At 46.9% G+C, this 12,648-nt stretch carries 10 protein-coding genes and 1 riboswitch; all 10 genes read left to right on the forward strand.

The features are described from left to right. The first annotated feature begins 158 nt into the window (after positions 1-158). Positions 159-264, forward strand: a riboswitch (TPP riboswitch). A 51-nt stretch (positions 265-315) separates the two neighbouring features. The 10 genes from thiC to AN618_RS11650 all read left to right on the forward strand — a co-directional run bounded on the left by thiC (position 316) and on the right by AN618_RS11650 (position 12,572). Then, on the forward strand, positions 316-1,614 hold the full coding sequence (thiC, locus tag AN618_RS11605) for a phosphomethylpyrimidine synthase ThiC (protein WP_066355355.1): 1,299 nt from the start codon (positions 316-318) through the stop codon (positions 1,612-1,614). Positions 1,615-1,638: 24 nt separating this feature from the next. Further along, complete coding sequence (gene thiM / locus AN618_RS11610) at positions 1,639-2,433, forward strand: hydroxyethylthiazole kinase (RefSeq protein WP_066355357.1); 795 nt, start codon at positions 1,639-1,641, stop codon at positions 2,431-2,433. Between the two features lie 242 nt (positions 2,434-2,675). Continuing rightward, on the forward strand, positions 2,676-3,827 hold the full coding sequence (locus AN618_RS11615; protein ID WP_066355359.1) for a glycerate kinase: 1,152 nt from the start codon (positions 2,676-2,678) through the stop codon (positions 3,825-3,827). A 5-nt stretch (positions 3,828-3,832) separates the two neighbouring features. Continuing rightward, a complete protein-coding gene (locus tag AN618_RS11620) occupies positions 3,833-5,218 on the forward strand; it encodes a GntP family permease (protein ID WP_066355362.1) in 1,386 nt (461 codons plus the stop codon). Positions 5,219-5,436: 218 nt separating this feature from the next. Then, the gene (locus AN618_RS11625) at positions 5,437-6,612 is read left to right on the forward strand and encodes a CdaR family transcriptional regulator (RefSeq protein ID WP_066355363.1); all 1,176 of its coding nucleotides are present in this window, start codon (positions 5,437-5,439) and stop codon (positions 6,610-6,612) included. A 195-nt stretch (positions 6,613-6,807) separates the two neighbouring features. Beyond that, complete coding sequence (gatC, locus tag AN618_RS11630) at positions 6,808-7,098, forward strand: Asp-tRNA(Asn)/Glu-tRNA(Gln) amidotransferase subunit GatC (RefSeq protein WP_066355364.1); 291 nt, start codon at positions 6,808-6,810, stop codon at positions 7,096-7,098. Between the two features lie 20 nt (positions 7,099-7,118). Then, positions 7,119-8,567, forward strand: coding sequence for an Asp-tRNA(Asn)/Glu-tRNA(Gln) amidotransferase subunit GatA (gene gatA, locus AN618_RS11635; RefSeq protein WP_066355365.1), 1,449 nt, complete (start codon positions 7,119-7,121; stop codon positions 8,565-8,567). A gap of 17 nt (positions 8,568-8,584) precedes the next feature. Beyond that, on the forward strand, positions 8,585-10,012 hold the full coding sequence (gatB, locus tag AN618_RS11640; protein WP_066355369.1) for an Asp-tRNA(Asn)/Glu-tRNA(Gln) amidotransferase subunit GatB: 1,428 nt from the start codon (positions 8,585-8,587) through the stop codon (positions 10,010-10,012). A gap of 269 nt (positions 10,013-10,281) precedes the next feature. Beyond that, the gene (locus AN618_RS11645; RefSeq protein ID WP_066355370.1) at positions 10,282-11,931 is read left to right on the forward strand and encodes a peptide ABC transporter substrate-binding protein; all 1,650 of its coding nucleotides are present in this window, start codon (positions 10,282-10,284) and stop codon (positions 11,929-11,931) included. A 143-nt stretch (positions 11,932-12,074) separates the two neighbouring features. Then, on the forward strand, positions 12,075-12,572 hold the full coding sequence (locus tag AN618_RS11650; protein WP_245628513.1) for an ABC transporter permease: 498 nt from the start codon (positions 12,075-12,077) through the stop codon (positions 12,570-12,572). Positions 12,573-12,648: the final 76 nt, after the last annotated feature.

Raw genomic sequence — 12,648 nt, forward strand, 5'->3', positions numbered from 1 at the left:
AATGGCAATATAATACATCAAATTTATGTCACCTGGACTTACAATAGTGGTGAGGTCAGCTTAAAAAATTTTTTACCTACAAACTCTTGACACAGACGAAAGGGAAAAATTAATTGACTTTAAGTATTATTTTGTATATAATTTTAGCAAAACTTAATATAGACTACCGGGGGTGCTGCGAAAAGCGGCTGAGACGGGAATTTTTCCCGAACCCTTGAACCTGTTTGGGTAATGCCAGCGTAGGGAGGGTAGTCGGTTGCTTTTTGAGTTCGTACCCCTGGGTACGATTTTTTGTTTTTAAAGGGGGAGTTTTTTATGACGCAGCTGGAAGCCGCCCGGCAGGGCATAATTACCGATGAGATGAAAGAGGTGGCCGAACAAGAACGAGTGGATGCCGAAGCGGTAAGAAGAGCAATTGCTGATGGAACCGCGGTTATCCCGTGCAACAAGAACCACAGGGGCCTGAAACCCTGCGGCATAGGAAGGGGCCTGAGGACCAAGGTCAACGCCAATATCGGAACTTCCGAAGCTTATGCTGACCTTGAAGAAGAGCTCTTAAAGGCAAAAGCGGCAATCGAGGCGGGAGCCGATGCCATCATGGACCTTTCCACCGGCGGGGATATCGCAGCAATCCGGAAGGCCATACTTGCAGAAATGCACGTACCGCTGGGGACTGTACCTATATACGAAGTGGGGGTGCGGGCCAGGAAGGAACGGGGCAGCGTCGTCGAATTTACAGAAGAAGAACTCTTTGAAGTCATCGAAGAACAGGCCGAACAGGGTGTGGATTTCATGACCGTCCACTGCGGCGTCACGCTGGAGGCCGTGGAAAGGCTTCGCAGGGAAGGAAGGATTACGGACATAGTGAGCAGGGGCGGTGCGTTCCTGACAGGCTGGATGCTGAAAAACGGCAGGCAAAATCCCCTCTACGAAAAATTCGACAAGCTTCTTGAGATAGCTCGGAAGTACGATATTACTTTAAGCCTGGGGGACGGCCTGCGGCCCGGATGTCTTGCAGACGCTACCGACAGGGCGCAGGTCCAGGAGCTTATCGTTCTTGGTGAACTGGTGCAGGAAGCGAGAAAGCATGGGGTGCAGGTTATGGTGGAAGGGCCGGGTCACGTGCCGATGGACCAGATTGAGGCGAATGTAAAGCTTCAAAAGAGAATCTGCCACGGTGCGCCCTTCTACGTGCTGGGGCCGCTGGTTACCGACGTGGCGGCGGGCTACGACCACATAGCGGCGGCCATAGGCGGAGCAATTGCCGCGGCGGCCGGTGCAGATTTCCTTTGCTACGTAACTCCCGCGGAACACCTGGGACTTCCTACTGTGGAAGATGTGAGGGAAGGGGTTATAGCTTCAAGGATAGCAGCCCACGCCGCCGATATTGTCAAAGGCGTCTCCGGAGCAAGAAAATGGGACCTCGAAATGGCAAAAGCGCGAAAAAACCTAGACTGGGAGGTCCAGATTAAACTTGCCATCGACCCGGTAAAGGCCGGGAGATACAGGGAAAAAAGGAACAATTCAGATACCAAGACCTGCACCATGTGCGGAAATTTCTGCGCCATGGACGTGGTAGCCAAATTCCTGGGTACGGAAAAGATTAATTGTTAATAAAATTAAGAGGAGTGATTTTTGATGATAGAAGGTTTGCTTGATAAGGTAAGGAATCAAAAGCCGCTAGTACATCACATCACCAATATCGTGACAGTAAACGACTGCGCCAATGTAACGCTGGCACTCGGAGCCCTGCCGGTTATGGCACATGCCCTGGAAGAAGTGGAGGACATGGTGAAGGCGGCGTCGGGCCTCGTGCTGAATATAGGAACTCTTACGCCAAAACAGGTGGAGTCCATGATAAAAGCCGGCAAAAAGGCGAATGAGTTCGGAATACCAGTGGTGCTGGACCCGGTGGGGGCTGGAGCCACGCCCCTCAGGACCGAAAGCGCAAAAAGGATACTGGGAGAGGTTAAAGTATCCGTAGTAAAGGGGAACAGCGCAGAAATAGGAGTGCTTGCCGGTGCAGGGGGTGAGATCCGTGGGGTCGAGGCTGTCGGCAGCAGCGAGAACCTTCTCGCAGCCGCAAAAGACATGGCGAAAAACCTTGGAGCAACCGTGGTGATATCCGGCGCCAGAGATGTGGTAACAGATGGGGAGAGGGTGGCTTTCGTGGACAACGGTCACCCGTGGATGGGAACGATAACCGGCACGGGGTGCATGCTGGCGTCGGTTATCGGTAGCTTCTGCGGCGTGGAAAGGGATTACTTCAAAGCTTCCGTTGCGGCCCTGGTTGCTTTTGGCCTCGCCGGGGAACTGGCAGCGAATAGACCGGAAGTTCGGGGGCCTGCGAGCTTCAAGGTGTGCTTCTTCGACGAGCTTTACAATCTATCGGGAGAAAAGATACGAGCGGGGATGAAATATTCTATTGTTTAGAGAGCGGGGAAACCCGCTTTTTTTGTTTTTAAGCCAGAACCAAATTAAGCTATTTTTATCGGCAGATTAACACTTTTTTTATATATTTTCCTTCATGAAACAATTTTGGATGTCAGATAGAAGCTTTTTGTCATTTTGCTCAAAAGAGGCAATAAGATTTTTGTTATAATTGAGCATGGAGAATATTTGAAATTCGTAAAAATTTGAATAAAATAAAATAAAAATTAAGCTTGGAGGTACTTATGAAAGCAGTTAAGATACTAATCGCACCTGATTCCTTTAAAGGAAGCCTCACTTCCTTGCAGGCTGCTAATGCCATCGAAAGGGGGATATTGAAGGTAGCGTCTTGTGTCGGTGTAAAGGTGGATGTAGATAAGGTCCCAATGGCAGACGGCGGCGAGGGCACGGTAGAGGCCATAATCTGCGCCGCTGGTGGTAGAATGGTAAGAACGAAGGTTTTAGATCCTCTGGGCAGAGAAACGGATTCTTTTTTCGGCGTACTGCCTGACGGCACCGCAGTGATCGAAATGGCTGCGGCATCTGGCTTAAATCTTTTAAAACCAGAAGAGCGTAATCCCATGAAGACGACTACCTACGGCACTGGTCAACTGATAAAGGCGGCCTTGGATTACGGTTCAAGAAAGCTCATAATAGGTATAGGTGGAAGTGCTACCAATGACGGTGGGGTGGGGATGGCGCAGGCACTTGGAATAAGTTTTTTAGACGCTGAAGGCAAGGAAATAGGTTTCGGCGGTGGCGAACTTTCGAAAATAGCAAAAATAGATGTTTCGAGGCTTGACCCTAGGGCAAAGGAAGCTGAAATAGTGGTGGCGTGTGACGTAAAAAATGTGCTTTGCGGGCCTCAGGGTGCTTCTGCGGTTTACGGGCCTCAAAAAGGTGCCACGCCGGAAATGGTGGAAATTCTGGACCAAAATCTGAGGCATATGGCATCGATGATAAAAAGGGATCTCGGGAAAGACGTAGCGGATGTCCCGGGGTCTGGAGCCGCCGGAGGTCTTGGGGCAGCTCTGATGGCATTCCTAGAAGCCAGGATGAAGCCGGGAATAGAGATAATCATGGAGATTGCCCGGTTGGAAGAAAAAATAAAAGGTGCAGATGTAGTGATTACCGGCGAAGGCTCTACGGACAGCCAGACCCTATACGGCAAAGTGCCGCTCGGAATTGCACGAGTCGCCCGCCGGTGGAGAACGCCGGTGGTGTGCCTTTCGGGATCGCTAAAAGAAGGGTATGAGGCACTTTATATTGAGGGGATAACGGCGTTTTTCAGCATAACAAGCGGTCCTATGACGCTGGAAGAAGCTATGGAAAGGGGGGAGGAGCTGCTCGAAAAAACTTCTGAAAATGTATTCAGATTATATTTTTCTAGGGGGTAAGATAAATGACACCAGAACAGCTGGCTGCCGCGAAGGCGGTAATGGTTCAAGGTCCCTTGTTGATTTTTATAGTGGTTTTGGCAATACTATTTATCATCTTTGCTACTGCAAAGCTAAAGATACACCCGTTCTTGGCGCTCTTACTTGCAGCTTATGGTGTAGGTTTTTTGAGCAAAATGCCCGTAGAATTTATAGGGCCGGTGATAGCTCAGGGATTTGGCAATTTGATGACAAATATAGGACTCGTAATCGTTTTGGGAACTATAATAGGGACGATTATGGAAAAATCAGGAGCAGCATTAAAAATGGCAGAGGCGGTACTTAACATAGTAGGCGTAAAAAGGTCTCCTCTTGCCATGAGCATAATAGGCTATATTACCAGCATACCGGTTTTCTGCGATTCGGGGTTCGTCATTCTGACACCCCTCAACAAAGCTCTGGCTAAAAGAGCTAATATCCCAATGGCAATAATGGCGGTTGCTTTGTCCACGGGATTATATGCCACGCATACGCTGGTGCCACCTACACCTGGGCCTATAGCGGCTGCGGGGAACATTGGCGCGGACCTCGGCCTTGTAATTCTTGTTGGCATGCTGGTATCGATACCGGCAGCTATGACCGGCCTCTGGTGGGCTTACAGGGTTGGGAAAAATATTCCATCCGAAATGGATCAGACTGGTATAAGCTATGATGAATTGAAAAAACAATTCCACAAACTTCCGGGGACGGCTAAATCCTTTATGCCAATTGTAGTACCGATATTACTTATAGCCCTTGCTTCAATGGCAAAGTTTGCGAAGTATACCGGGCCGGGTAGTAATTTAATAATATTTCTCGGTACTCCGGTTAATGCACTCATGATAGGTATGCTACTTTCTCTGACTCTCCTTCCGAAGTTCGACGAAGAAACCCTCATGAACTGGGTAGGTCAGGGAATAAAGGACTCAGCGATAATCCTGCTGATAACGGGTGCGGGTGGTTCCCTTGGAGCAGTGCTATCGGCCACTCCTATTTCCGACTATATTAAGACGCTGGCGGGAGGAAGCACATCAGGAGGAATTTTTGGTTTAATTCTGTTGTTTATAATAGCTGCACTGCTGAAAACAGCCCAAGGTTCCTCGACGGTATCGCTCGTCACCACCTCTAGCTTGATAGCTCCCATGCTGCCCCAGCTTGGGTTGACGTCACCCATGGACCTTGCTCTGACAGTGATGGCTATAGGAGCAGGAGCTATGACAGTATCCCATGTCAACGACAGCTACTTCTGGGTCGTATCGCAGTTTTCGGGGTTAAAGGTTACCGATGCTTACAAAGCGCAGACAATGGCTACCTTTCTTGAAGGTCTGATAACCTTGATTACAACGCTGATACTTTTCATTATATTCCATTGATTTAAGATTTAAAAAAGCTCGCGCGTTTTAGCGCGCGAGCTTTTAGCTTTTCTTTTAGTGCGGCCCACCACGGGCTTCGAATGGGGGTGAAAGTCCACTGCAGGCGAGGCAGCAAAATCTTCTGCCAAAAGTAAGGGTATCCATTAAGCTTTTGAAAGGATTTTTCTGCTGTAAAGGCGAATTTACATATAAAAAAGTTTGCGTTAGGGGTGATAAAAATGGAAATCACCCATCAGTACGCTCAGACCATTGTTGACAGGACCATGAAAATCCTTGGTTACAATATAAATATAATGGACAGTCGGGGAATTATAGTGGGAAGTGGTGATAAAAAGAGATTAAATACCTTCCACCAGGGGGCCGCGGAAGTAATCAGAACCAGGAGACCCATAGAGATAACTTCTGATATGGCTCGAAACCTGGAAGGAGTAAAACCGGGTGTCAACCTCCCCATTTACTTGAACGAAAAAATAGTAGGAGTTGTAGGTATTACAGGAGAACCTGCTCAAGTGCGCCCTTTTGGAGAACTTCTGAAAGTATCGGTGGAAACCATGCTACAGGAAGCATTTCTTGCCGAACAATTCAGAGCGCACCAAAACGCAAAGGAGCTTTACTTGTACGACCTTGTAATGGGAAATTTTGAGGACGAGGAGTTATTTGAGATAAGGGGAACCGCTCTCGGGTTTGATATGAAGCTTCCAAGGGTTGGTGTTGCAATCAAGGTAGAGGACCTGAATGTGAATGACCATTATGAGGCGGAACTGATATTGCAGAAAAAAAGAGAATATCTCTTAACTTGCATAAAGACGGCTTTTGATAACCCGCAAAATATTATAGGGTATAGCGGCAGCAGCAGTTTTACAGTGTTCTGCGTTGTGGGGAAGACTGATACCCGGGAGATTAAAAGACAGGTAAGTGCGGGTATTGAAAAGCTTGAATCTTTGTTACAAAGGGATCAGATCCGGTTCAGAGCCGGGATAGGGAAATTTCACCAGGGGTTAAAAGGGCTGAGAAAATCCTATTTTGAAGCGATTAAGGCGTTATTAATAGGTGAAAGGACAAGATACTCTTCAAATGTAATTTATGTCACCGACGTAAGCCTAGAAATTTTGATTAGCAGTATACCGAAGGAAGCATTAGAAAATTATATCTGTAACGTTTTACCCGACAGTCATGTTTTAGAAATTTTAAAAAAGCCCAAGTTCCTTCAGACGCTAAGGGCATTCTTCGAAAGTGACCTAAATATCAGTATGGCTGCCAGAAGATTGAAAATCTCCCGGAATACCGTAACAAACCGCCTGGAGACAATAAAAAAATTGACGGGCCTTGATGTCCGGGAACTCTCTGATGCGATCAAACTAAAACTGCTGCTTTTAATAATCGAACTGGAATAGCCCACATTTTCACTCCATCGTCAAGGTCAGTATAAGGGCCGGTATTGTCCAAAGATGCGCCTTTGAGGTCCTTTTTCGTTGAAGGGTGTAAATGATTTAATGTTTTCCTAAAAGGTTGTTTATTCAATACCGAAATGATAAAATTATAACCGTTAGAAAGAAGGACGAGTAAATTTTAAAAAAGAGGGTGAAAGCGTGAAGATCACCATAGAGACTGTGGAACACGTGGCAAATCTTGCGAGGCTCTATCTTTCAGAGGAAGAGAAAGCCGAGATGGCAAATACGCTCAGCTTAATTTTGGATTACATGGACAAATTAAATGAGGTTGATACCACCGATGTGCCTCCGACTGCCCATATTGTCCCGCTTAAAAACGTCTTCCGCGAGGATGTGGTAAGAGAGAGCCTCCCGCGGGAGGAGGTATTGAAGAACGCTCCCGAAAAAGAGCGGGGCTTCTTTAAAGTGCCCAGAATTATAGAAGATTAACGGAAACGGAGGTAGAAGCGTTGAATTTGAGCGAATTGACCATCCACGAAGCGCATGAGCTCCTTTCAAAGAGGGAAATTTCGTCCGAAGAGCTCACGAAAGCTGTGTTAGATAGGATAGATAAGGTGGAGGAAGACATAAAGGCTTTTTTAACTGTCGATAAAGAGAGAGCATTGGAAATAAGCAAGAAGGTAGATAAAGAGGGGGATTTTTCAAGTCCGCTGGCGGGAATCCCCGTAGCCATAAAAGACAATATTTGTACCAAAGATCTGAAAACCACCTGCGCGTCCAAAATCCTCGCGAATTTTGTGCCGCCTTACGATGCTACGGTTTGCGAAAAATTAAAATCTGAAAAGGCGGTAATAATAGGAAAGACCAATATGGACGAGTTTGCGATGGGCTCGTCCACGGAAAATTCCGGTTTTTTTGCGACCAGAAACCCCTGGGATGTAGACAGGGTCCCGGGAGGTTCCTCCGGCGGTTCGGCGGCGGCAGTGGCGGCGGACGAATGCATATTCGCTTTAGGTTCGGATACCGGGGGTTCCATAAGGCAGCCCGCTTCGTACTGTGGTGTTGTGGGTCTTAAACCGACCTACGGGAGGGTTTCCAGATACGGCCTCGTGGCCTATGCTTCTTCCCTGGACCAGATAGGCCCCATAACGAAGGATGTGACTGACTGCGCCATGGTGTTGAACGCCATAGCAGGGTGGGACGAAAGGGACTCCACTTCCGTGAACTTACCGGTGCCGGACTTCACGAAAAGCCTTGTGGAAGATGTCAAAGGCATGAAAATGGGTCTCCCCAAGGAATATCTGGGAGAAGGGATAGAGCCGGAGGTAAGGGAGGCCGTTTTGTCTGCGGCGCGCGTTTTTGAAAACCTGGGAGCTTGTGTCGAAGAAATATCGCTGCCGCACACGGAGTACGCCCTGTGGGCCTATTACATAATAGCGCCGGCGGAAGCCAGTTCCAACCTTGCCCGCTATGACGGCATCAGATACGGAGTGAGGGCGAAAGATTACGACGATCTCATAGACCTATACAAAAAAACGCGAAGCGAAGGTTTCGGCAGGGAAGTAAAGCGCAGGATTATGCTGGGAACTTACGCGCTGAGTTCGGGTTATTACGATGCCTACTATCTTAAAGCCCAGAAGGTCAGGACGCTGGTGAAGGCCGACTTTGATAGGGCTTTTGAAAAGTACGATGTAATTATAGCACCCACCGCACCGACTCCGGCTTTCAGGATAGGAGAAAAAACCGGCGATCCATTGAAAATGTATATGTCAGATGTTTGCACTATTCCGGTTAACATGGCGGGGCTTCCTGCAATTTCGATACCCTGCGGTTTTTCCGGTGGTTTGCCGGTAGGGCTTCAGATCATAGGAAAACCCTTCGATGAAGCTACGGTAATAAGGGCGGCGTATACCTTTGAACGGGCCACCGATTTCCACACCAAAAAGCCTGCGCTATAACGGATGGAGGTGTAACAATGGAATTCGAAACGGTAATAGGCCTTGAGGTTCATGTAGAACTTCTTACTAAATCCAAGGTGTTTTGCAGCTGCACCACCGAATTTGGCGGCGAAGTTAACACCCACTGCTGTCCCGTTTGCCTTGGAATGCCAGGGGTTTTGCCCGTGCTGAATAAGAAAGCGGTGGAATACGCCATAAAAGCGGCTTTGGCGTTAAACTGCGAGATACCGGAGTTTTCCAAATTCGACCGCAAGAATTACTTTTACCCCGACCTGCCGAAGGCTTACCAGATTTCGCAGTACGATTTGCCTTTGGCCAGAAAAGGTTACATCGAAATCGAAGTAGATGGTAAGCCAAAACGCATAGGCATAAACCGAATCCATTTAGAAGAGGATGCGGGAAAGCTCATCCACGAGGAAGGAAAGTCCTACTCGCTGGTAGACCTGAACCGCACGGGAGTACCACTGATAGAGATAGTTTCTGAACCCGATATACGCACTCCCGAAGAGGCGTGGCTTTATCTCAACAAGTTGAAGACCATCCTACAATATATCGAAGTGTCCGACTGCAAGATGGAAGAAGGTTCTCTGAGATGCGATACCAATATTTCCCTGAGGCCCAAGGGGTCGGACAAGTTCGGTACGAAAGTGGAGCTTAAAAACCTGGGATCGTTCAGGGCCGTCCGGCGAAGTCTCGAATACGAGGAAAAGCGCCAGAGGGAAATTTTAGAATCGGGGGGAGTAGTTATCCAGGAGACTCGCCGCTGGGATGAGGCAAGGGGTATTACGATTCCGCTAAGGAGCAAGGAAGAGGCCCACGACTACAGGTACTTCCCGGACCCCGACTTGGTGCCAATAGTTATAGATAGAGAATGGGTTGAAAAGCTTAAGTCCGAACTTCCCGAACTGCCCGATGCTCGGAAAAAAAGATATATGGAGGAGTACGGACTGCCAGCCTATGACGCTGGAGTCATAACGGCTTCTAAGGCACTTGCAAATTTCTTTGAGGAATGCGTTTCCCAATACCACGATCCAAAAACCGTCAGCAACTGGGTAATGTCTGAAATGCTGGGAATATTAAACGAGACCGGCAGAGAAGTTGATGAAATACCTTTTAAACCTGAACAGCTCGTAAAAATGCTGAAAATGATCGATAATGGCACAATAAGCGGAAAGATAGCCAAAGAAGTTTTCAGGGAAATGTTCGATACCGGCAAGGACCCGGAGGCTATCGTCAAGGAAAAAGGTTTAACCCAAATATCGGATGAAAAGGAACTAGAAAAGATAGCGAAAAAAGTCATAGAAGAAAATCCAAAGTCAGTGGAAGATTACAAAAAAGGCAAGGAAAAAGCTCTCGGATTCCTGGTCGGGCAGATAATGAAAGAAACCCGGGGCAAGGCAAATCCTCAGCTGGTAAATAAAATATTAAAAGAACTTTTGAGTTGACCGAGAGCCCCTGCCTTTAAGGCTGGGGCTTTCCTGGATGTAAAAATTGGAGTAAATGAGTTGTTTTTAAAAAGAAGGATTTTTGGTTTCGTTGAAGAATATATATATTAACGGCGGCCTAAAGACGTGTTCCAGAAAGAGTGATGTTAAAAAATTTGGATATTTTCGAAGGAGGGTTGAATAGAAGAAAAATTGAATAGAAAGACAAAGATATAATTTTTTCTTTGGTTTTGAAAACAATTAATTGACAAAATATGGGAGGGGATTGAATGCTAAAGAAAAGTCTAGCGGTTGCCCTGGTGCTGATGCTGGTTGCGGGATTGTTAGCCGGTTGCGGCCAGCAGAGCAGCCAGCAGCAGGGAGGAGAGCAACAGTCTAAAGAAAAAGAGTTGGTCTTTGCGATTGGCGCGGAGGTTCCAAGCCTTGATCCTCAGAAAGCCACTGACACTTACGCTATAATGGTTGGAAACGCCATTTTCGAAGGGCTCGTAAGGGTACACGACGGTAAAGTTTACCCCGGAATGGCTGAAAAGTGGGAAGTATCGGAAGACAAGAAGACCTGGACTTTCCACCTGAGGGATGCGAAGTGGAGCGACGGCTCGCCGGTAACAGCTTATGATTTTGAATATGCGATAAAGAGGCTCCTTGACCCCAAAACTGCATCGGAATATGCTTTTCAGGGCTACTATATTGTAAACGGCGAGGAATACAACACCGGCAAAATAACTGATCCGAACCAGGTTGGCGTGAAAGCCATCGACGAGAAGACGCTGGAAATCAAACTCAACGTGCCGGTTAAGTATTTTGAAAGCTTGTTGAGCTTCATATCCTTCATGCCGGTTAAGAAAGACTTCGTAGAAAAAATGGGAGAAAAGTTTGCAGCCGATGCTGACAAACTCCTTTACAATGGTCCGTTTATCTTGAAAGAGTGGAAGCACGAACAGGAACTTGTTTTGGAAAAGAACCCCGACTATTGGAACAAAGATGCCATAAAGCTTGACAGGGTAAGAATACTCGTTGTAACCGAACCCAACACAGCGTATCAAATGTACGAAAACGGTGAACTCGATTTCGTAGGAATTCCACCAGACTTTGTTGAGCAGCTGAAGAATGAAGGCAAGGCCCTCTTCTATTACGATGGTGCAGAGTTCTACCTCCAGTTCAACGTAAAGAGGCCGGGCAAACCATGGCTTGCTAATGAGAACTTCAGGAAAGCTGTCGGCTTTGCGATCGACAGGGAAGACTATATAAAGGCTGTGCTGGGAGGCGTATCGGATCCCGCAACGAGATACGTGTTGCCGCTCCTTTCCGGGGTGGAAAAGAAGTTCGTGGAAGAGTATCCGTATGAATTCTATCCGAAGAAGGCCGATCCCGCAAAAGCCAAGGAATACCTGGATAAAGCCTTGAAAGAGCTCAAGATCAGCGATCCGTCCAAGATCAAATTCGAATTGCTGACCGACGACAGCTCCAGGTCTAAGATGAGTGCGGAGACAATCCAGGATATGCTCAGGAAGAACCTGGGTATTGAGATGACTATAAAGCAGGTCCCCTTCAAGCAGAGGCTTGAACTTATGAACAAGTCGGACTACGATGTCGTATTTGCCGGCTGGGGTCCAGACTACGACGATCCCATGACCTATATAGATCTGTGGGTAACCGGCGGCGGCCACAACAATACCGGCTGGAGCAACAAGCAGTATGACGAACTTGTAAAATTTGCAAAGACCACTGCAGATTTCAAGAAACGTGCTGATGCGATGTTCGAGGCGGAGAAACTGCTCCTCGAGAAAGGGCCGATTGTACCTGTCTACTTTAGGCAGAGGGCTTGGACAAAGAAAGATTATGTGACAGGCCTCGTCAGGAATTTCATCGGCCCGGATCCAGACTTTATCTACGCCGATGTTGAAGGGAAAAACTAATTTGAATGATTAATATTAAGTTTAGGTTATTCTGTAACGGAGGTATATGTTTAACATATACCTCCGTTTATGATAATTTTAAAAGTTTATTATTTCATCATAATAAAGTTTTATCGGAAAGCCGCAAAAAAGGAGGTAAGTAAATGGGCCGCTATATCCTGAATAGATTTATCGTCTCTCTAATTACAGCATGGGTCCTTGTAACTATAGTCTTTTTCCTGGTAAGGCTCCTTCCGGGAGACCCATTCTTGAGTGAAAAAGTTACTCCGGAAATCAAACAGAACATGATGAAATACTACGGGTTTGATAAACCGCTTCACGTCCAGTATATAAGGTACCTTTCAAACCTTTTAAAGGGCGATTTGGGGTATTCCTTGAGGTATAAAAATAGAACAGTAAATGAAGTTATAAGGCAGGCGTTTCCTTATTCCGCAGACCTGGGAATTCGTGCTGTTATTTTTGCTACTATAGCGGGTGTTACTTTAGGAATCGTTGCGGCTCTAAACCGCAATAAACCCCTGGACTATCTCAGCATGTTTATCGCTATCGTGGGTATTTCTGTTCCGGGTTTCGTAATAGGTCCCCTGCTTCAATATTATTTTTCTATAAAACTCAAGCTTGGCAGTGTAAAATTTAAGTAGGTAGGAAAAGAAGGGAAAAGGCATAGAAACGTAGAAAAAAAGACCTCGCCACCCCAAACAACACCAAATCATAAAA

Origin of the sequence: Fervidicola ferrireducens (assembly GCF_001562425.1) — a bacterium.
Lineage (GTDB): Bacteria > Bacillota > Thermosediminibacteria > Thermosediminibacterales > Thermosediminibacteraceae > Fervidicola > Fervidicola ferrireducens.

Excerpts from the sequence above, each read along its gene's own strand:
- AN618_RS11650 (WP_245628513.1), top strand. The coding sequence starts at position 12,075 with ATGGGCCGCTATATCCTGAATAGATTTATCGTCTCTCTAATTACAGCA.
- gatB (WP_066355369.1), top strand. The coding sequence starts at position 8,585 with ATGGAATTCGAAACGGTAATAGGCCTTGAGGTTCATGTAGAACTTCTT.
- thiC (WP_066355355.1), top strand. The coding sequence starts at position 316 with ATGACGCAGCTGGAAGCCGCCCGGCAGGGCATAATTACCGATGAGATG.
- AN618_RS11645 (WP_066355370.1), top strand. The coding sequence starts at position 10,282 with ATGCTAAAGAAAAGTCTAGCGGTTGCCCTGGTGCTGATGCTGGTTGCG.
- AN618_RS11620 (WP_066355362.1), top strand. The coding sequence starts at position 3,833 with ATGACACCAGAACAGCTGGCTGCCGCGAAGGCGGTAATGGTTCAAGGT.
- AN618_RS11625 (WP_066355363.1), top strand. The coding sequence starts at position 5,437 with ATGGAAATCACCCATCAGTACGCTCAGACCATTGTTGACAGGACCATG.
- AN618_RS11615 (WP_066355359.1), top strand. The coding sequence starts at position 2,676 with ATGAAAGCAGTTAAGATACTAATCGCACCTGATTCCTTTAAAGGAAGC.
- thiM (WP_066355357.1), top strand. The coding sequence starts at position 1,639 with ATGATAGAAGGTTTGCTTGATAAGGTAAGGAATCAAAAGCCGCTAGTA.